Raw genomic sequence first — 18,683 nt, 5'->3', positions numbered from 1 at the left:
CGTCAACGGAAAGGAGGCAGCGGCGTGGCCGCGATAAGAATCCTGCTGGCCCGGCTGCTCCAGTTGATCCTCGTTCTGCTCGCAGTCACGCTGGTGGTGTTCGTACTGACCCAGATCGCGCCGGGCGACGCGGCCCGGCTGCGCCTGGGTCCACGGGCCTCGGACGAGGCCGTGAGCGAACTGCGCCATCAACTGGGACTCGATCGCAGCCTGCCGCACCAGTACCTGGACTACCTGAATCGGGTGCTGCACGGCGACTTCGGCACATCGATCGACGGCCGTCGCGTCGGCGACATCATCGGCGAGGGCATCGGCGACACATTGTGGCTGCTGCTCGGCACCTTGGTGCTCGCGATGTCGGCGGCACTCGTCCTGGCGTGGACCGCCGCCTGGTTCAGGGACCGATTCATCGACCACGCGATTCGGCTGGGCATTCTGCTCGCGCTGTTCCTGCCGGCGTTCTGGGTGGGGTTCCTGCTCATCAGGCTGATAGCCATCCCCACCGGATGGTTCCCGGTCTCGGGGCTGGGGTCGGATCCCGCGGAACTGGTCAGATCGTTGGTCCTGCCCTCCGTCACGGGAGCGATCATCCTCGCCCCGGTCCTGGTGCGCAGTCTGAGGTCGAGCCTGATCGACGTCCTCGACTCCGAGTACATCGCGGTCGCCCGGTCACTCGGGGTGGAGGGCAGCGCCCTGATCGTCCGGCACGTGCTGCGCAACGCGCTCGGCCCGGTTCTCACGCTGCTCGCGCTGAACGTCGGCTACCTCTTCTTCGGCGTCGTCATCCTCGAAGCCACCTTCGACATTCCGGGCCTGGGCAGCGCTTTGGTCGACGCGTCCGCCAAGCGTGACGTCTACGTGGTCCAGGGCATCACGCTGGTCTTCGCCACGGGAGTCGTACTGGCCAATGTCCTGGGCGAGACCGTCGTCTCGCTGCTCGATCCGAGAACGGTGAGCGCATGATCGACGTGTCCGTGATCAAGGACGAGAAGGTGCACACCGGATCGTCGCGCCGGCGCGGCAACGGCAAGATCGCCGCCGGGTCGGTCATCGTCGGGCTGTTCGTCCTGGCCGCGGCCCTCGCGCCACTGATCACCAACGGAGACCCGGCCGAACAGGATCTGCTGAACCGGCTCGGCTCTCCCTCGTGGGCGCATCCGCTCGGCACCGACCAACTCGGCCGTGACGCATGGACCCGGCTGGTCTACGCGATCCGGGTCGACCTGCGTGTGGCGCTGCTCGGCTCCCTCATTCCGGCAGTCCTGGGCAGTCTCATCGGCATCGCCGCGGGCCTCGGCGCGAAGTGGCTGGACACCGCGATCATGCGCACCTCCGACGTCGTCGTCTCGCTCCCTCTGTTCATCTTCTTCATCGCCCTGGTCGGGCTGCTCGGCCCCGGCACCGGATTCCTCTTCCTCGGCCCCGGCGAGTTGCCGCTCGTGATCGGCTTCATCCTCATCTCCTGGGTCGTGTACGCGCGGCTGATGCGCGCCGAGGTACGCCGGGTCCGCTCCATGGACTACGTCCGCGCCGCCCGGTCGGGAGGCCTGCCCCGATGGCGGGTGATCGGCTGGCACATCGTGCCGAACGCGATCGGCCAGAGCATCGTCTACTTCTTCGTCGACATCGGGCTGGCCGTCGTGGCGATCTCCACACTGTCCTTCCTGGGCGTCGGCATACCCGTCGGAACCCCGGAATGGGGCGCGATGATCCAGTCCGGCCGCGCCGTCATCCAAACCAACTGGTGGTTGATCGCCGCGCCCGGAGCCGCGATCGCGCTGGCCGGAATGGGTCTGGCCCTGATCGGGGACGGCCTGGACGATCGGATCAAATCATGACCGGCACCGAACCCGTGATCGAGATCGCGAACCTGGCGATCGCCACCGCCGGACCCGGCGGCGCCACTCTGGTGGACGACGTGTCCCTGCACGTCGACGCCGGCGAATGCCTCGGGATCGTGGGCGAGTCCGGATCGGGGAAGAGCCTCACGCTGCGCTCTGTCCTGGGCCTGCTGCCGCCCGCGCTGGTCCAGACACGGGGAACCATGCGGTTCCGCGGCCACGACGACAAGGAGCTGCGGTCCGTCGGCCCGCGCGAGCTGCGCGGGCACGGCGTCTCGATGATCTTCCAAGAACCCATGAGCTCGTTGAACCCGACGATGCGCATCGGTGACCTGGTCGCCGCCGGTCCCCGGGCCCGGGGCGTGTCCCGCCGCGACGCGGCCGACCAGGCCCTGCGCCTGCTGCGCGAAGTCGGTGTGCCACAGCCGGAACAACGGCTCCGGGCATGGCCGCACCAACTCTCGGGGGGCCTGCGGCAACGGGTGATGATTGCGATGGCCCTGTCGGTGGAGCCCACGCTCCTCCTGTGTGACGAACCGACGACCGCGCTGGACGCCACCGTCCAGGACCAGATCCTGACCCTGATCGAACGCCTGCGGGCCGAGCGGGGCCTGGCCCTGATCTTCGTCAGCCACGACCTCTCGGTCATCTCACGCATCGCCGGCCGCACCGCCGTGATGTACGCGGGCCGCATCATCGAACAGGGACCGACACGTGCTCTGATCGACGATCCCCGCCACCCGTACACCCGCGGGCTCATCGAGTCGACGTCGCAACTGCACGGCCCGCCCGTGCGGCTGAAGCCCATCAAAGGATCCCCGCCGGCCGCCGGTCTGCTGCCCTCGGGCTGCCGTTTCTCCCCACGCTGCCCGCGCGTCGCGGACGCCTGCCGGGAAGCGGACCCACCCCTGCTGAGCATCGGCCCGCACCGAGCCACAGCGTGCCTGCTGCAGGGCCCCACGAACGCCGGAGAGCAGGCATGAGCGCCCTCATCGAGTTGGACGACGTCCAGGTCCACTTCAAGGTCCGAACCCGGCGATCCGCGGCACCCGTGACGCTGCGGGCCGTCGACGGAGTCAGCCTCGCCGTCGAGCGGTCCCGGTGCCTGGGCGTGGTCGGCGAGTCCGGCTGCGGCAAGTCGACACTGGCCGGCGTACTCGTCGGCCTGCGGACACCGACGGCCGGACATGTCCGCTACGACGGTCAGGACGTCGGCGCCCGACGTTCCAAGGACCTGCGCCGACGCATCCAGATGGTCTTCCAGGACCCGGTCGCGTCGCTCAACCCCCGTCGACGGGTCCGTTCCGTGCTGGCCGAACTCATCGACTGCCACGACCTCGTCCCGGATGCGGGCATGAACTCCGCCCTCGCCTCGCTCATGGAGATGGTCAATCTGCCCCCGCGCGTCCTGGACGCACGACCACGCGAACTGTCGGGGGGACAACGGCAACGAGTCGCCATCGCACGCGCCCTCGCGGTCCAACCCGAGGTGCTGGTCGCCGACGAGGCGGTATCGGCCCTGGACGTCTCCGCCCAGGCCACCGTGGTCAACCTCCTGGCCGACTTGCGCGCCGATCTCGGGCTGACGATCGTGTTCATCTCGCACGACTTGGGCATCGTCAGAACCCTGTGCGACAGCGTCGCGGTGATGTATGCGGGCCGTGTGGTGGAAGAAGGGGCGGCGGAAACCATATTCACCGCGGCCCGGCACCCGTACACCCGGGCGCTACTACGGGCCGCGCCGGACCTGCACCGACCAGGCACCATGCAATGTGCGCCGGCTCTGGAGGGCGAACCCGCCGGCTCCCTCGACGTGCTCACCGGCTGCCCTTTCCAACCCAGATGTCCGGAGGCCGAGGCCGCCTGCTCGTTGGCCCCACCGCCCTACGTCGGGAGTGGATCGCACCGCACCGCCTGTATCCACGCCGCCGACCACCCTCGTTTCGGCTCCGATCTCGTGGTGTGACACGGCGAAGCCTGATACCCGGGCTGGAGCGGGAGGCGCCCGCGGCCGACAGTACTCAGCAGGGACGAACCGGCAGCCGCATCGTTCGGCCCGATCCGGCAGGAGATGTCGGGACCCCGGGGATTGGTTGGGTGGACGGGTTCGACCTCGTCGTCGACGTCACGGCTGACATCTTCCTCCCACAACCTCGACACCGGGACGCACACGCACCTCGCCGACGACGACGCGTGGGCAGCCCGGCCGGCCTGTCTGTCGCCACTCGGGCCACCCGGACCCGGCGGGCCGGGTCGGCGCCGGCCGGTCGCGCAAGGGTCGCCCACCGCGCCGGATGCGGATCGGGGGAACGACAACGGTGCGCCGCAGCCGTCCGCTCCGTCGAGGCCGACGGGTCGGGCACGGTCACCGAGCATTCTCCCCGGCCCGGCCGTCGGGCGTCATGCGTGCGAAGACTCCGCGCGTGATCCGTCACTGGCCTGAATGTTGCGTCCCGTTTCGCTGCGCGGTCTGCATGTCGCCGACGACCTCGGTCACCATGCGGATCGACGCGGCGTCCAAAACATTGCCGAACTCGATGACCTTGACACGTCCCCCGAGACTGGACCTCAGCTGAGGCATCTCACTCGGGATCACGGCGAGGCCCATGCCCTCGATGTCCTCGTCCTCGGTGCCGCAGAGCACTTCGATGTTCTTGATCCCGGACTGGGTCAGCGAGCACTTGATGCTGGAGGCCTGCTCGTGGGTGGAGTACCAGATGCCGACGGTGCGGCGCTTGGCGACGGATGCGATCTGCACCAGTGTCTGCAGGTGCGGCGCGACGACGATGGCGACCACCTCGGTTTCCGGCCGACGGAACAGGCTGCGGACCTCGGCCAGACGGTAGAACGTCGTCAGAACGAGGTCGGCTTGTTGCTCCTCCGGTTCGAACTCCCCGAGCACCAGCGGCTTCACCCTGGGGCCGATGTGGGCCTCGAGCTCGCGGGCGAAATACGTCGCCCGGTCTTCGTTGCCGCCAGGGTCCGGCGGTGGCTGCGCCGATTCAACGACGGGCCTGGACGAGCTCAGCGATCGGCCCGGCGGTGGGCGGAAGCCGTCCGCTCGTGGGTGGTGACATCCACGAGCGGACGGCTTCTTCAGGGGTGAGCGCTTCGGGTCGAGGACGGTCGCGCGCCTGCGCGCGACCGTCCCGAGGGCCGACCGGCACCGAAGCGGGTCCACCTTGCGCTCGTCCTCAGCCGGAGCTGAGTGCCTCGGTTGGTGGTAGTCGTGCGGCGCGGCCGGCCGGGTAGAGGCCGGCGAGTGCGCCGATGGCCACGGATGCGGCGACGCCGCCGAGGATGGCGGGCCAGGGGAGTACGAGTGGCCATCCCTGGGCGTGGGCGTATGCGCTGGTGACGATCAGTCCGAGGAGGACGCCGGCGATGCCGCCCATGCCGGAGAGTGTGACGGCCTCGGTGAGGAATTGGAGGCGGATCTGGCCGCGTCCGGCGCCCAGGGCTCGGCGCAGGCCGATTTCCTGGCGGCGTTCGAGTACGGAGATGACCATGGTGTTGGCGACTCCGACGCCGCCGACGAGGAGGGCGACCGCGCCGAGGCCGACGAACAGTCCGGTGAAGGTGTTCTTGGCGGCGAGTTGTGCCTCCAGGGCGTCGGAGGGGCGGCTGACCTTGACGCCGGCGGGGTCGGCCGGGTTGGCGGTCGCGGCGAGGACGTTGCGTACGTCGTCGACCGCGTCCTCGGCGGAGCGTTCGTAGATCCGGGTGGGGTGTCCGTCGAAGCCGAGCACCTCCCGCGCCGCCGACCAGCCGACCAGTGCGGAGAGGTCCACCTCGGGGGCCAGCGGCACCGGAGCCAGGACGCCGATGACGGTGAACCACCGTTCGCCGATCCACACCTGTCGGTTCGGCCCGTCGACGCCGAGCAACTCCGCCGCCCGCGCGCCGAGCACGACGGTGGGGTAGCGGGAGGTGGCGGCGTTGAACCACTGCCCCTTCGCCACCCGGCCGCCGATGGTGTCGAGCAGGTCCTCGCGGGTGGCGGCGACGGTGATGCCCTTGGTCTCGCGGGGGTCGATGCGGTCGGTGCGTCGGACGCTGCGGCCGTCGAGTTGTGCGGTGGCGCTGGCGGAGGTGACGGGGCCGATGCGGCGGACCATGTCGACGGCGTCCTCGGGCAGGGGTACCTTGCCGCCGAACATGGAGTCGCCGGGTCCGACCGAGAGCATGTTGGTGCCCAGGCTCCGGATCTGGTCCATGAGTCGGGCCTGGCTGGCGGTGCCGATGCCCAGGACCGCGACCATCGCGGCGATCCCGATCGCGATGCCCAGGCCGGACAGGACCGCGCGCATCGGTCGGCCGCGCACTCCGAGCAGGCCGACCCGCACCACGTCGACGGGCCCGAGCCGGGCCGTCCCCGGCAGCGGCACCGGTGCCGGTGCCGGTCGGGGGGCGGTGTCGTGATCGCGCGTCGTCATCCGGGCACCCCCACCGGCGGTTCGGCACCGACACCGCTGTCGGCGTGGATGCGGCCGTCGAGGATCTCCACCCGGCGGGGCAGCGATCGGGCGATCCCGGGGTCGTGGGTGATCACGACGATGGTGGTGCCGTCCGTGTGCAGTTCGTGCAGCAGTCGCATCACCGTCGCTCCGGAGCGGGAGTCGAGTGCGCCGGTGGGTTCGTCGGCCAGGACCAGTGCGGGTCGGGCGACCAGCGCGCGGGCGATGGCGACGCGTTGGCGTTCGCCGCCGGACAATTCGCGGGGGACGTGGTCGAGTCGGCTGCCCAGGCCGACCCGGGCCAGCGCGTCGGCGGCGCGTTCGCGGCGTTCGCGGACCGGGATGCCGTGGTAGTAGAGGCCGTTGGCCACGTTGTCGACCGCGGTGAAGTGCTCGGTGAGGAAGAACTGCTGGAACACGAAGCCGATCCAGTTGGCCCGCACGCCGGAGAGTTGACGGTCCCTCAGCCGCGCGACGTCGTGCCCGAGGAGGCGCACCACCCCCTGGGTCGGCCGATCGAGGGTGCCCATCAACTGGAGCATGGTCGACTTCCCGGACCCGGACGGCCCGACCACGGCGAGGAGTTCGCCCGCCTCGACGGTCAGGTTCGCGTCGATCAGCGCGTGCACGCCGCCGGGGTAGGACCGGCCGACCCCGTCGAGTTCGATCACGGGCACCGGGCCGTGAATGCCGGGTGGTCCCGGTTCGGCCGTCTTGTGCGGCGTTCTGCGATGTCTCCTCATGCCTTGGGCACCCCGACCTTCAGGCCCTCGGTCACGCCGTCGCCGGTCACCTCGACCCGCCCGTTGGCGAACATCCCGAGTTCGACCTTCAGCAGTCGGGTGCCGCCGTCGGGTTCGAGGGCCTCGATGCCGTAGCCGCCCTCGGCGAGCGCGAGGAGCGCGTTGACCGGGACGGTGAGCACGCCCTTGCGCTCCTTGCCGGTGAACCCGACGGTGACCGGCGCACCGTCCAGGGTGCCCGCGTCCTTGGGCTGGTCGAGGGCGATGTCGACCGGGATGGTTGCCTTGTCCTGACCCTGCGGTGCGCCGCCCTGGGACTGCTCGCCCTCCTTGGCCACGGTGCCGACCCGGGTGACGGTCCCGGTCGCGGTCCTCCCGCCGGGGAGGGTGACCTGGACCTTGGCGTCCTTGTTCGCCAGCGTCTGCTTGTTGACCGGCAGGTTGACGGTGACCCGGCGGCCGGTACCGCTCGCCTTGAACAGCGGCCCCTGCGAACCCGCGCCCAGGACCGCGGTCACCTCGCCGACCCGGACCGAGTCGGGCAGCACGACCGCGTCGCCGGGATCGAACCGGCCGGTCTGCCTGTGCCCCATGTCCTTCTGCCACTTCTTCACCGCGGCGGCGGTGGTGTCGGTGAACTTCTCGTCCACGGTGAACCCGCCGTACCCCAGGGCCTGGAGGTTCTGCTCCAACTCGCGGACGTCCGCACCCTTGTCCACCCCGACGTACAGCGCCCGCCAGAACGGCGTCTCGCCGTAGAACAACGGCACCTTCGTCCCGTCCCGCCCGTACACCCGATCACCACGCGACAACGTGTCGCCCACGCCCGGGAGCCAGGTGATGGTGCCGGGACCCGCGTTGTTCCCGGCATCCGGCGGCGTACCCCCCTGACCGGACCCCCCACCCGTACCGGCCCCTCCACCCGAACCCGAGCCCTGGGGCGGATTGCCGCCACCCGGGCCCTGCGACGGAGGCGGAGTGCCGCCACCCTGCGGTCTGTTCCCGCCGTTCGGGGGCGGCGTCTCCTTGTCCGGACCGGGCGCGGCCGCGTTCACGGAGTACGTGCCCGCGTATCCGAGCTTGCCGTCCACGTTCTGCCGCTCGACCAGGTCCGCCCGGGTCACCGGCACGGCGTCCAGTTTCGTGCGGTTCGCGGAGGCGTCGGAGCCGTCGCCGCCGTCGGAGAGCAGTACGGCCGCCGCGCCGCCCGCCGAGGCCAGCACCAGGGCGGCGGCGATGGCCCGTCCGCGACGACGCCGCCGGCGCTTGCGCGGCTGCGCCGTGGGGTCCGGCTCGGCCGGGGCCGTTGCGGACTCCTCCTCGTAATCGTAGATCGGAACCACGTGGCTGCCCCTACTTCTTCGTCGTCAGCGGCGGAACCTTCTTGTTGCACACTTCCATCGCCTTCATCACCTTCTCGTCGCTGCCGTCGAGGGTGACCATCGCGCCGCCCGCGCCGGGGTCGCCCACGTTCACGCCGTTCTCGCGCAGGCAACTGGTGTGCTTGGCCTGCCACTCCTTGAACTTGGGGTCGTTGGGGTCGAAGTCGCTCTTCGGCTGGAACTTCTCGCACGCCTTCATCGCGTCCTCGGTCTTGGACGACCCCTCGTCCGCGGGCATCGCCCCGATCCGCATCGCGCCGCCCTCACCGGGCTCCGGGTCCGGCATGTCGACGCCGTGCTCGCGCATGCAGCTCGCGAACTTGACCATCTGGTCGTGGCGTTGGGCATCGTCACCCTTGCCCGAGCCGGAACCGCCGCCGCTGGTCTCGGCCTTCGTGCCGCTGCCGCCGCCCGAGGCCACCTTGGCCTTGCCCGAGCCGCCGTCGTCACCGCACCCGGCCGTGCTCAAGGCGAGGCCACTCGCCAGAACCACCCCGACTGCCAACCGCAGCGCCAACGGCCGCCCCGATCCCGCGCGCCCGAACCTCGTCATCACTGCCGCTCCCACCTGTAGTCCTACTGTCGGTCGTGTGGTCACCCCCCGCCGTGACGGCGAAGGGTGCGACAACAGGTCTACGCGCGGGTGGGTTACCAGGACGTCACGCGATCTGGTTATCCGGAGTTAACGCGGGGCCGCGTATAACCGGTGGAGATTGGAAGTCTGCCAATTCGGGCCATTCGCCTTCCGCCCCACGCTTTCCCCGCCCTTCCCCCGGACCGAAGCGGAGCGACGAGACCTTGCGAGTTTTGGTGACCGAGGACGAGGAACTACTGGCCGACCTGATCGCCCGAGGACTGCGCCGGGCGGCGATCGCGGTGGACGTCGCGTACGACGGCGACAGCGCGCTGGAGCGGCTGATGGTCAACGACTACGACATCCTGGTCCTGGACCGCGACCTGCCCGGCACGCACGGCGACGACGTCTGCCAGGCGGTCGTGGCCGGTCGGCTGCGCACCCGCATCCTGATGCCGACCGCCGCCGGTACGGCCCCCGAGCGGGTCGCGGGGCTGCGCCTGGGCGCGGACGACTACCTGCCCAAGCCGTTCGAGTTCGCCGAGTTGCCGGCGCGCGTCCAGGCCCTGGGCCGGTCCAGGCCCTGGGCCGGCGCGCCACCCCGGCCGTTCCGCCGGTGCTGGAGAAGCATGGCATCGTGCTGGACAACGCCCGGCACCAAGTTGGCCGCGACGGCGAACATGTCCACCTCGCGCACAAGGGGTTCGCGGTGTTCGCAACGCTGATGGCGGCAGATGGCGCGGTGGTCAGTGCCGAGGAGTTGCGGGAGCGGGTGTGGGACGAGAACATCGACCCCTTCTCCAACATCGTGCGGGTGACCATGTCCAAACTGCGCGCCAAGCTCGGCGACCCGCAGGTCATCCGAACCGTACCCGGATCGGGATACGTGATATGAGCAGACTGCGCGCACGCGTTGGAAGCGACCCGACAGTGGCCCGGACGAGCGGCCCGGTGACAGGCGTACGGCTGCTCTCCAGGGCGCTGTTTCGCCGGCCGTCTGCGCGAGCCCGACTCGCGCTGATGTACGGCGGCATGTCGCTCGTCGTCGGCACGGTGCTGCTGGGCATCGTGTACTGGTTCGTCGACCAGAGGCTGTCCCAGCAACTGCCGATGGCGATGGCAAAAACCTTCGCGACGGATACCTCGGACGCGGACGACCAGACCCAGAACGCCGGCCGGTCCCAACCCGTCGTCCCGCTGCCGGGCGCTGCGAGCCAACTCACCGCGATCCCCGCCGACTCCATCCGTCGGGCCATCGACACAGGCCAGGACGTGACGATGAGTCAACTGCTGACCGTGCTCATCGCGGCACTGCTGCTCCTGGCCGCGACCTCGATCCTGGCCGGCTGGTGGATGGCCGGCCGGGTGCTGCGCCCGGTCCACGGAATCACCGCGACGGCACGCCGCTTGTCCGAACACAACCTGCACGAGCGAATCGCCATGCCGGGCCCGGACGACGAACTCAAGCAACTCGCCGACACGTTCGACGGAATGCTCGATCGCCTGGAGAAATCCTTCGACAGCCGGCAACTGTTCGTCGCCAACGCCTCACACGAGTTGCGCACTCCGCTCACCATCCAACGCACGGCGATCGAGATCGGCCTGGCCGACCCGCACTCGCCACAGGACATCGTCGAGACGCGCGAACAGTTGCTGACGCTGAATCGGCGCACCGAGCACCTGATCGACGGTCTGCTGAGCCTGGCGATGAGCGAGCGCGGCAACGTCCAGGCGTCGCCGGTCGCCCTGGACGAGCTGACCGCCGACGTGCTCCGACAGACCCGGCCCGCGGCCGAACGCGCCGGAGTACAGGTCGACGCGAACCTGGCCGGCAGCGTGGTGTTCGGTGACCCGCTGCTGCTGCGCCAGTTGGTCACCAATCTGGTCGAGAACGCGGTACGTCACAACCACGCGGGCGGCTTCGTCACGGTCGGCGTCTCGGCCGGCTCCCTCCGCGTCCGCAACACCGGCCCGGTCATCCCCGCCGACCACATCCCCGAACTCTTCGAACCCTTCCGCCGCTTCCGCCCCAACCGCACAGGCTCCTCCAAGGGCTCCGGCCTGGGCCTGTCCATAGTCCAAGCGATAGTCCACGCCCACGCGGCCCAAATCACCACCACCGCCAACCACCACGGCGGCCTCACCATAGCCATAACCCTCCCCAAGACACCCCACCCGACAAGGGCCTCGGATTTGCCCGTCTCACCCCCGACAGCCGCAACACCGCCACGCTCACACCCCCGCCGACCTCGACGCCACCTCGCGCGGCGAGGACTCTGACGCGCGGCGTGTCCCACGGGGGTGGAGTTCGGCGGCCCGAGGAGCGCACAGGTGTCCAGCCGCCCGGTAGCGAACGCCAAGCGTCGACAGTCTGTGCGAAACCCGCACGCCGATTGCGTGAACCGCACGCATTCCCCGGACGGCTGAGCCGACTCGGTCTCCAAGCAACGCGCGGCAGTTCGCACCACCATCCGACGCACCCGGAGGTTGCCCATGGCCATGCCCCTGCTCCTGACCCGCCGTCTTGCGGCCCCCGCCGGCTGCCCACGCCCGCTGCCGGACCACCACTACGATCCCGACTTGTGCGCGAACGTGGTCGCCGACGGCACCCTGCTCGTCCACGCAGCGGACGCGAACCTGGTTGCGGACTACACCTCCACCCAGGAGCCGTCCGGGCTCAAGGCAGACGACTGATGGTGAGGATGTACGTGAGCGTTCTCGGCGGGCTCTGACCCAACGCCGACTGACGCGGAGTCCTCAACGGGGATTTGCCGGCCTGGCCGGGGGACGTGCGCGAGCATCCGCCGGGCCGGGAGACATGACTTCACAAGAGTCGACCGTTCACCTGCGGAGGACGAGATGCCGTCGCCGAGATCGACGATGTCGTCGCTACCCAGCCCGCGAACATCGGCCGGGGCCGTCGTGATCCGCAGCGAGTCCACACCGCCACACGGCGATTCCAGCCTCCGCCATTCCTCCTGCCGGCCAACGCGTTCTCGGTATCCAGAACCTGGAGCACACGCGTTCCGGGACCGTTCATCCGCTGTCGAGCGCACCTCCTCCAGGACCCGCGCCTGATAGACGGAGTAGCCGTCAGAGGGGTCGATGTACAACAGGTCCGCGCCCGCGTCCACCAACGCCGGCACGCGATCATGGTGAATCGCGCGTGTTGACACCGGGTCCACCCGCAGGCGCTTGAGGTCGTCGACACTCTCGTGGCGGAACTGCTTGTGCATGTCATAGTCGCCGCGCAACACCAGCGAGTCGAGGACGCCGCCGTCCAGGACTGTGACCTCGTCGAGCGTCGCGGTCGGCTTGACCGACACGGTCGCGGGCCGAATACCCGCCTTGGGCCGCTTGACCGCCGCACCGCCGCCAACGGCGCGCTCAGACCGTGGAGTCCCGGTGCGAGTCCGATGCGAAGGCGAGGATGTCGGGCACTGCCTCGTACAGGCTCGCGAAGTGGCGGTGCACGCCGTCCACCGGGACCGAGGCGTTGACTCCCCACACCGTCATGCCGGCCCGCAGCCCGGACTCGACTCCGGATCGGGCGTCCTCGATGACCAGGCAGTCCTCAGGTCTGGCGCCGAGACGTTCGGCGGCAAGCAGGTAGGGAACCGGTGACGGCTTGCCTTCCGCGACTGCGGCGGCATCCACGAGCACGCCCGGAACCGGCAGCCCGGTTCGGGTAAACCGCCCGCGCACCCGGTGCTCGTAGTTCGACCTCATCAGCGCCCAGCAACCGGCGGGCAGACTGGGCAGCAACTCAGCCGGTCCGGATGATCGGCGTGTGGTGGGACAGCAATGAGTCCCGCTCACCTCGTGACGCGCTCAGCCGCGCGCCCTGCGCCACATGAGCGATGGCTTCTCTCGGTAGACGACCATTGGCGGATCGTCTTCGTCAATCTGGAAGCGGAGCGCGTTCTCGGTTCTCCCGAGGAGAAACTGATCGGCCAGGTCTTGTGGGAGCTGCCCGCCGTACGGCAGATGCCCGGCCTGGAAGACCGCTATCGGAAGGCTGCGGCGGTGTCCGCGCCGACCGGCTTCGAGGTCTGGACGCGGGACGCCGGTCGCTGTTACCACCTGCGGGTCGTTCCTGCGCCCGACGGCACAACCTGTTATTTCACAGACGTGACCGAGAAGCGCAAGCGCGAGGCCGAACGCCAGGACGCCGAACGGGCCGACGCCGAGCGAGCCGCTCGGATCGCAGAGGTGACAGCGGCGCTTGCTGAGGCGACTACCGCACGTGACGTAGTGGCTGCGGTCCCTGACCCTGCTCACCCGCAAACGCGCCCGGGAGACCATCGACGCCCAGGCGGCGGAATTCGCACACCGCCACACAGTGCCCGTCCGCGCCGTCCACGGCCGGCTCACGCGTCATGAACGTCCCCACCCGCTTCGCCGCCTCCCTCGAACAACTCGCCCTCGCCCTGGACACCACCGAACAATGGCCGACCGACCACCGGGCCGACCGGTTCGCCCTGCCCGACCCCTCACCCGAAGACCTCCACACCCTCGACGGCCGGGCACTGCGCACCGTGGTCAACACCCTCGTCCCCCCGGTCGCCTCCCACGTCGGATACCCGATCCCCCTTTTCCAGAGCGAACTCAACAAAGCCATCGGACTTCCCCGCGGACGCGCCGGCGCCACCGACGACCAACTCCGCACCGCCATCGGCCTCCTGCGCCACTGGCTGCAGACACCCGCCGAGTTCCCCTCCGCCCAGCGGACGACGCCGTGAACCGAAAACGGAAAGCCGGATCGCTACGGCCGATCACCCGTCAGCGCGCCCGGTACGCGGCCCACGCGCGGGAGGCATCGGCCAACGCACGGGACCAGGGCGCCGGTCTGCGTCTCGTGATGTCCTCCCAGTACCGGCCCCGGCGAAGTCGGTGAGCACCCGATCGGGCACACCACGCCACGCGGGCAGCCGCGTCGCCCACGCCTGCGCCGCAGCCGGCGACTGCCCACCGGTGGCGATCAGACGCACGACCGCCGGCGCCGGATCCAACCACACTGGCCCCCGCACGGCCCACCCCGCGTTCATCGAGCCAGGATTCGCGCTGAGCAGCACTTGCCCAGGTTCGTCTCACTTGATGTTGTCGGTCGTCTTCGATCGCCGTGCGTCGGCGGAATGCCGCTTGGCGGCAGCGTCCCGCGTTGTCCGATGGAGCCCGGTTGTCAGTGCTGCGAGGAAGACTGTCACGGCATGATCGAACCGAATCCGAAAGCGGACCTTCTTCGTTACCTACAAGAAGGTCGGGATGCCCTGTTGTGGAAGCTCGACGGGCTCTCGGAATACGACATCCGCCGTCCGTCGACCCCCACGGGCACGAATCTGCTGGGGTTGGTCAAACATGTCGCCGGCGTGGAACTGGGGTACCTCGGTGACACGTTCGGGCGGCCGTTCTTCGGCGAGGAGCCACCGCCCCGGTGGTACACGGAGGACGCGGAACCCAACGCGGACATGTGGGCCACCGCGGACGAGTCGCGTGAAGACATCGTCGGGCTGTACCACCGGGCGTGGGAACACTCCGACCACACGATCGCGACGCTGACACTCGACGCGATCGGTCACGTGCCGTGGTGGCCGCAGGAACGACGAGAGGTGACACTGCACCACATCCTGGTGCGCGTGGCCTCCGACACCCAACGGCACGCCGGCCACGCCGACATCGTGCGAGAGCTCATCGACGGATCGGTCGGGTACGCGCAAGGCAAGGACAACATGGCACCGGGGGATCAGGCATGGTGGGAGGACCACCACCGTCGACTGGAGCGCGTGGCGCGGGAAGTCGGCAACGACTGATCTCGCCCGACCGTCGCCGACCCCGCCGCCCCCGGGGTCGGCCACGAATGCGCCCCCGACGTGCGTTGATCAGCGAGTCCCGGACCTGTGCCGTCTCACTTGACGTTGTCGCGCGCGTGCGAGACGAACGAGATCAGGTGAGACAGCGGGAACGTCGCGTGAGACGGGACACGACGGGACACGCATAAGGTGTACTGGAGGAGGAAACGGCTCAGTCGTTCCTCCTCGACGGTGATCTCCGCGCTCGCAAGCGTGGGGTTGAGGGTGAACCACACCGGCGGATCACCCCCGTCTGCCGGGTGCGGTGGCCACGGGATGGACCAGTCCCCCACGCCCTGGTGCGCGCGGGCGAAGACCAGCCTTTCGCCGAGCGGCCCACCGGCGCGCTCGGGCCGCCGCAACAACGGGTCACGGAACCGGTGGAGTGCCGGACGCGCGCGGGCCGGCCGGTACACGGTGGCCAACGCCGCGGGCAACTCGCCGTATATCTCCCCGGGTTCGTCCGGCCCGCCCGGGCCCGCGCCCGTCGACGCGTGCTCGACAGGATGCCAACTCGTGACGAATTCCTCCAGCGCCCGGATCGGATTCGCCTCCACGCACGCAATCCACTCCGTTCCGGGCGTCCGTGTCATGAACGCGACCATAGCCAACCGTCGACCCAAAATCCCCACGCCCCGAGCACCCACCCGCGCCGTGTGCCGACCGGTTGCGAGGTGCGCGATGGCAGCGTCGATACGCGGTGGGTGGCACGATCGTGTGATGGGTGACTTTCTGGAGGGTCCGCCGGTGGATCGCGAACTGCTCGACTTCGTCGTGCGGGTGATGGACCGGGCCGGGAGGATGTCGGTTCGGGGGTTCTTCGGCGAGTGGCGTGGCCGGCGCAAGGCGGACGGGACCGATGTCACCGATGTGGATGTCGCCGTGGAGGACCTGATCCGGGGCGAGTTGGCCGCTCGGGTGCCCGACGACGGCGTCTACGGCGAGGAGGGTGGGGCGAGTGCCGGCTCGTCCGGGCGCCGGTGGGTGATCGATCCGATCAACGGGACCTCGTTGTTCACCCGGCGGGTTCCGCTGTTCACGAACGATCTGGCGTACGAGGACGAATACGGTCCGGCCGTCGCCGTGATCAACTGGCCGATGAGCCGGCAGTTGATCGTGGCCGGTCGGGGCCGCGGCTGTTGGCTGCTGCTCGGCGAGGAACCCGACCCGGCGCGGGGACGGCGCGTTCGCGTCGGTGAACGGTCGGGGTTGGGCGGTGCCCGGACGCAGATGCACAATCCCGCGGGTTGGCCGGAGGAACTGCTGACGGCGCTGCATCGCCGGGTGTTCCTGGCTCCCTCCGCGAACGGCGTCGTCGATCTGGTGACCGGCCGGATCGACGCGATGGTGGTGGCCGGTCCCGCGCTGGGCTACGAGGACGTCGCCACACTGCCGGTCATCGTTTCCGAGGCGGGTGGGCGCGTGACGGACCTCGACGGGGAATCGGTGTTGACCGGCGACATGACGATCCTGGCCACGAACGGCCTGCTGCACGACGACTTCCTGGAGTTGGTCGCCGGTCTGGCACACAGGCGTGACGTACGGGACCTCGACATCGGGGAATGATCGGGCCGCGCGAGTTGGGACCAACCAGGCCCATGTCGAGGATCTCGTCGACGTCGCGGAGCGGCTCGTTGTGTCGGCTCGGCGGTGAGCGGGAGCACGCGGGCGCGTGAACCTGTCGAGCGCCGCTGTCGACGAGCGGATGTCGCCCGGCCCGGAAGCCCGCGCGGGGGAATCAGGTCTCCGGGTCTCCCTCGGCGGTGACGCGAGGGTACAAGGGCGCCTGCTAAAATCCTGTCGTCAGCCTTTCGGGCTCGGATGCGTATCCGACCGAGAGGCTTTTTTGTGCCCTGACCCGCCTTGTCCTTCGGGCCGGTGCTCCCGCCCGTGTGGGTGCCATGTTTCGTGCCGCCGCGTGCCGGCAGTTTTGGCATGCGGTGCCGACAGCCTTGTTCTTCGTCCCGCAAAGGAGTTTCATGCCCGAGGTAGCCGTGCACCGTGCGGACGATGCCGACCGTTTCGTGATGGAACGTCTCTGGCTGATGTTCCGCCATGACTTGTCCGAGTTCGACGGCGGGCTTCCCGACTCGGACGGGACGTTTCGCAGCGAACGGCTCCGGGCGTCCTTCGAGGACATCGACTGGGCGCCGTACCTACTGACGAGTGGCGAACACGCCGTCGGTCTCGCCCTCGTCCGCGGCCTGGTCGGCCCCACGCGCGTACTCAACAGCTTCTTCGTGGTGCGTGGGGCGCGGGGATCCGGGATCGGGATGCGTGCCGTTCGGGAGGTGGTCGCCAGGCACTCGGGCCCGTGGGAAGTCGCCTTCCAGGACGCCAACATGGCCGCCGTGCGCTTCTGGCGCCGTGTCGCGGCCGGGATCGCCGGCGACGCGTGGACGGAGGATCGCAGGCCGGTCCCCGGGCGGCCCGACCTGCCACCCGACGTATGGGTCTCGTTCGACGTGTGCGCGTAAGGGTGCGGCCGGACCCTTACGGCGCCGCGCATACCGCGCTCTTCGGCGAGCTCGCGTTCGGGCGGGAGTGTCCGACGGTGATCGACGCGGTCGGGCACATGTTCGCCGACGCCGCAGCACAGGGCACGCCGCGTTGACCCCGGACCCGCCGGTGGCTTCGGTCACCGACTTGCCGCGGTCCTCGCCCCCACCGGCGGGCGCCGCGTGTGTCCAGGCCGCCCGGTCCGCGTCGTTGGTGCCGAGGGCAGGCGCGCGGTTGGCGGCGGTGAGTTGGGTGGTCTGGTTGCCGAATTTGTCGTAGCCGGTGACGGCGATGTTCCCGCCGGGTTGTGCCGTGTCGACCTTGCGTCCGGATGCGTCGAGGTAGTGCACGGTCGCGCGGCCGTAGCCGCCGGCCGCGAGGTCGGGTCCGTTGCTCGACGTGGGGATCTGGTCGGCGGGGAAGATCGCGGTGGCGTCGCCCGGCGAGTCCTTTTGGCCCCAGGTGCCGGTGGTCGCGGGCCCGAGGTCGTACGGGGCGCCGGGGCCGGTGACGGTCACGCCGTAGACGACGGTCGTGGTGGCGGTCCCGTTGATCTGAGTGGCGCTGCCCGGGGTCAGAGTCGGTCGTTCGACCTTGAGCAGCATGCCGTCGCCGGCCGCCGGGGATCCGCCCGCCTGACCGTGGGTGAAGGTCCACGGCAGTTGTCCGGGCGGGGTCAGGGTGGTCACGCGACCCGCCGCGTCGTAGGCGGCCCCCGCCGGACGCACCCCCGAACTCGTGGGGACCGCGCGGGACCGTGCCCGACGCGCCCACCTGCCCGACCTCCCCGACGAGCGGACGTACCGGCACGTCCGCGCCCACCTCACCGCCATAGGCGGGCGCTTTCGCCGCAACGCCCGCGCGATCGAGGACCCGCAGTCGCCGCTGCGCCTGATCACCGGCGTGGGGGCGGCGACGGGCTTCTCGGCGTTCGTGGAACTCGCCGCGCCTCGGGGGACTTCCTGCGATGGGTCGCACGGTGTGGCGGAGCGGGACTGCGGCTGAACCCCACCGTCGTCCACGGCGGTGCCTCTGCCGCATGGGAGGGGCTGTACCCCGACGGGCGGCTGCTGCGCGTCAACCTGTCCGAGGACCCGGTCGCCTTCGATCGGGGGCCGGCTCTGCTGAGGTCCCACGTCGGGCACCCAGGCGGCTGCATTCGCCCATCGCGGGCGTCGGTCGAGCGACGGCGGGCCGCGGATGGCGCGGGGTCCTGATCGGACGCGGTGGTGGCGAGTGTTCTCCCTCGCCCTGTGGGAGGTCGACGGCCACCGCGTCCGAGTGGGGCCACGCGTGCACCGTTCCACATGGGCGTTTTCGATCGACGACTGGCACGGC

19 protein-coding genes and 3 pseudogenes are annotated in these 18,683 nt (G+C 69.9%); 14 read left to right on the top strand and 8 right to left on the bottom strand.

Annotated elements, in window-relative coordinates; genetic code table 11:
- The first annotated feature begins 24 nt into the window (after positions 1–24).
- From OG948_RS01665 to OG948_RS01650, 4 genes are read left to right on the top strand one after another with little or no spacing between them, the layout of a single operon-like run.
- On the top strand, positions 25–963 hold the full coding sequence (locus OG948_RS01665) for an ABC transporter permease (RefSeq protein ID WP_406293172.1): 939 nt from the start codon (positions 25–27) through the stop codon (positions 961–963).
- Positions 960–1,838 (top strand): ABC transporter permease, encoded by an 879-nt coding sequence (locus OG948_RS01660; RefSeq protein WP_406293171.1) that lies wholly within the window; start codon positions 960–962, stop codon positions 1,836–1,838. The genes OG948_RS01665 and OG948_RS01660 overlap by 4 nt, the downstream gene beginning before the upstream one ends.
- Entirely contained in the window at positions 1,835–2,824 is a 990-nt protein-coding gene (locus OG948_RS01655; protein ID WP_406293169.1) for an ABC transporter ATP-binding protein, read from the top strand. Before OG948_RS01660 ends, OG948_RS01655 begins: the two co-directional genes overlap by 4 nt.
- Positions 2,821–3,807: an oligopeptide/dipeptide ABC transporter ATP-binding protein gene (locus OG948_RS01650; RefSeq protein ID WP_406293167.1), complete on the top strand. Its 987-nt coding sequence runs from the start codon at positions 2,821–2,823 to the stop codon at positions 3,805–3,807. Before OG948_RS01655 ends, OG948_RS01650 begins: the two co-directional genes overlap by 4 nt.
- 465 nt (positions 3,808–4,272) lie before the next feature.
- Here OG948_RS01650 and OG948_RS01645 read toward each other — a convergent pair whose 3' ends face one another.
- From OG948_RS01645 to OG948_RS01625, 5 genes are all read right to left on the bottom strand, one after another.
- Entirely contained in the window at positions 4,273–4,755 is a 483-nt protein-coding gene (locus tag OG948_RS01645; protein WP_406293166.1) for a hypothetical protein, read from the bottom strand.
- 280 nt (positions 4,756–5,035) lie between these two features.
- The gene (locus OG948_RS01640; RefSeq protein ID WP_406293165.1) at positions 5,036–6,277 is read right to left on the bottom strand and encodes an ABC transporter permease; all 1,242 of its coding nucleotides are present in this window, start codon (positions 6,275–6,277) and stop codon (positions 5,036–5,038) included.
- Positions 6,274–6,975: an ABC transporter ATP-binding protein gene (locus OG948_RS01635; protein WP_406293163.1), complete on the bottom strand. Its 702-nt coding sequence runs from the start codon at positions 6,973–6,975 to the stop codon at positions 6,274–6,276. The genes OG948_RS01640 and OG948_RS01635 overlap by 4 nt, the downstream gene beginning before the upstream one ends.
- A gap of 62 nt (positions 6,976–7,037) precedes the next feature.
- Positions 7,038–8,384 (bottom strand): peptidoglycan-binding protein, encoded by a 1,347-nt coding sequence (locus tag OG948_RS01630; RefSeq protein WP_406293161.1) that lies wholly within the window; start codon positions 8,382–8,384, stop codon positions 7,038–7,040.
- 10 nt (positions 8,385–8,394) lie between these two features.
- Positions 8,395–8,976: a hypothetical protein gene (locus OG948_RS01625; RefSeq protein ID WP_406293160.1), complete on the bottom strand. Its 582-nt coding sequence runs from the start codon at positions 8,974–8,976 to the stop codon at positions 8,395–8,397.
- A 245-nt stretch (positions 8,977–9,221) separates the two neighbouring features.
- On the opposite strand from OG948_RS01625, the pseudogene OG948_RS01620 reads away from it, so the two are divergent.
- The 3 genes and pseudogenes from OG948_RS01620 (at position 9,222) to OG948_RS01610 (ending at position 11,691) form a co-directional block, all read left to right on the top strand.
- A pseudogene (locus OG948_RS01620) lies at positions 9,222–9,892 on the top strand (response regulator transcription factor).
- Between the two features lie 56 nt (positions 9,893–9,948).
- A complete protein-coding gene (locus OG948_RS01615) occupies positions 9,949–11,277 on the top strand; it encodes a sensor histidine kinase (protein WP_406293157.1) in 1,329 nt (442 codons plus the stop codon).
- 213 nt (positions 11,278–11,490) lie between these two features.
- Positions 11,491–11,691 (top strand): hypothetical protein, encoded by a 201-nt coding sequence (locus OG948_RS01610; RefSeq protein WP_406293155.1) that lies wholly within the window; start codon positions 11,491–11,493, stop codon positions 11,689–11,691.
- Here OG948_RS01610 and OG948_RS01605 read toward each other — a convergent pair.
- Both OG948_RS01605 and OG948_RS01600 read right to left on the bottom strand, forming a co-directional pair.
- Complete coding sequence (locus OG948_RS01605; RefSeq protein WP_406293153.1) at positions 11,646–12,323, bottom strand: hypothetical protein; 678 nt, start codon at positions 12,321–12,323, stop codon at positions 11,646–11,648. The genes OG948_RS01610 and OG948_RS01605 overlap by 46 nt on opposite strands.
- Before the next feature lie 61 nt (positions 12,324–12,384).
- Positions 12,385–12,774, bottom strand: a pseudogene (locus tag OG948_RS01600) (HAD family hydrolase); the annotation flags it as partial.
- Here OG948_RS01600 and OG948_RS01595 point away from each other — a divergent pair.
- From OG948_RS01595 to OG948_RS01585, 3 genes and pseudogenes are all read left to right on the top strand, one after another.
- Positions 12,765–13,263, top strand: a pseudogene (locus OG948_RS01595) (PAS domain-containing protein); the annotation flags it as partial. The pseudogenes OG948_RS01600 and OG948_RS01595 sit on opposite strands and share 10 nt — an antisense overlap.
- A gap of 113 nt (positions 13,264–13,376) precedes the next feature.
- Positions 13,377–13,739, top strand: coding sequence for a hypothetical protein (locus tag OG948_RS01590; RefSeq protein WP_406293150.1), 363 nt, complete (start codon positions 13,377–13,379; stop codon positions 13,737–13,739).
- A 468-nt stretch (positions 13,740–14,207) separates the two neighbouring features.
- Entirely contained in the window at positions 14,208–14,807 is a 600-nt protein-coding gene (locus tag OG948_RS01585; protein ID WP_406293149.1) for a DinB family protein, read from the top strand.
- 95 nt (positions 14,808–14,902) lie between these two features.
- Here the strand turns inward: OG948_RS01585 and OG948_RS01580 are convergent, their stop codons facing one another.
- Positions 14,903–15,439: a hypothetical protein gene (locus OG948_RS01580; protein WP_406293147.1), complete on the bottom strand. Its 537-nt coding sequence runs from the start codon at positions 15,437–15,439 to the stop codon at positions 14,903–14,905.
- Positions 15,440–15,566: 127 nt separating this feature from the next.
- On the opposite strand from OG948_RS01580, the gene OG948_RS01575 reads away from it, so the two are divergent.
- The 4 genes from OG948_RS01575 (at position 15,567) to OG948_RS01560 (ending at position 18,350) form a co-directional block, all read left to right on the top strand.
- Positions 15,567–16,412, top strand: coding sequence for an inositol monophosphatase family protein (locus tag OG948_RS01575; protein WP_406293145.1), 846 nt, complete (start codon positions 15,567–15,569; stop codon positions 16,410–16,412).
- A gap of 413 nt (positions 16,413–16,825) precedes the next feature.
- On the top strand, positions 16,826–17,323 hold the full coding sequence (locus OG948_RS01570) for a GNAT family N-acetyltransferase (protein ID WP_406293144.1): 498 nt from the start codon (positions 16,826–16,828) through the stop codon (positions 17,321–17,323).
- Positions 17,314–17,460, top strand: a complete 147-nt coding sequence (locus OG948_RS01565) for a hypothetical protein (protein ID WP_406293142.1) — start codon at positions 17,314–17,316, stop codon at positions 17,458–17,460. Before OG948_RS01570 ends, OG948_RS01565 begins: the two co-directional genes overlap by 10 nt.
- Before the next feature lie 623 nt (positions 17,461–18,083).
- Positions 18,084–18,350: a hypothetical protein gene (locus OG948_RS01560; protein WP_406293140.1), complete on the top strand. Its 267-nt coding sequence runs from the start codon at positions 18,084–18,086 to the stop codon at positions 18,348–18,350.
- The last annotated feature ends 333 nt before the right edge of the window (positions 18,351–18,683 follow it).

It is taken from the genome of Embleya sp. NBC_00888, from assembly GCF_045207655.1.
Taxonomy (GTDB): Bacteria; Actinomycetota; Actinomycetes; order Streptomycetales; family Streptomycetaceae; genus Embleya.
Note: the sequence above shows the minus strand (reverse complement) of the source record. Positions and strands in the feature narration are given on the sequence as shown.

What these genes read in the sequence shown, in the direction of transcription:
- OG948_RS01660 (WP_406293171.1), top strand. Translation starts at nt 960, where the DNA reads ATGATCGACGTGTCCGTGATCAAGGACGAGAAGGTGCACACCGGATCG.
- OG948_RS01655 (WP_406293169.1), top strand. Translation starts at nt 1,835, where the DNA reads ATGACCGGCACCGAACCCGTGATCGAGATCGCGAACCTGGCGATCGCC.
- OG948_RS01650 (WP_406293167.1), top strand. Translation starts at nt 2,821, where the DNA reads ATGAGCGCCCTCATCGAGTTGGACGACGTCCAGGTCCACTTCAAGGTC.
- OG948_RS01640 (WP_406293165.1), bottom strand. Translation starts at nt 6,277, where the DNA reads ATGACGACGCGCGATCACGACACCGCCCCCCGACCGGCACCGGCACCG.
- OG948_RS01625 (WP_406293160.1), bottom strand. Translation starts at nt 8,976, where the DNA reads ATGACGAGGTTCGGGCGCGCGGGATCGGGGCGGCCGTTGGCGCTGCGG.
- OG948_RS01610 (WP_406293155.1), top strand. Translation starts at nt 11,491, where the DNA reads ATGGCCATGCCCCTGCTCCTGACCCGCCGTCTTGCGGCCCCCGCCGGC.
- OG948_RS01590 (WP_406293150.1), top strand. Translation starts at nt 13,377, where the DNA reads ATGAACGTCCCCACCCGCTTCGCCGCCTCCCTCGAACAACTCGCCCTC.
- OG948_RS01585 (WP_406293149.1), top strand. Translation starts at nt 14,208, where the DNA reads ATGATCGAACCGAATCCGAAAGCGGACCTTCTTCGTTACCTACAAGAA.
- OG948_RS01580 (WP_406293147.1), bottom strand. Translation starts at nt 15,439, where the DNA reads ATGACACGGACGCCCGGAACGGAGTGGATTGCGTGCGTGGAGGCGAAT.
- OG948_RS01575 (WP_406293145.1), top strand. Translation starts at nt 15,567, where the DNA reads ATGGGTGACTTTCTGGAGGGTCCGCCGGTGGATCGCGAACTGCTCGAC.
- OG948_RS01570 (WP_406293144.1), top strand. Translation starts at nt 16,826, where the DNA reads ATGCCCGAGGTAGCCGTGCACCGTGCGGACGATGCCGACCGTTTCGTG.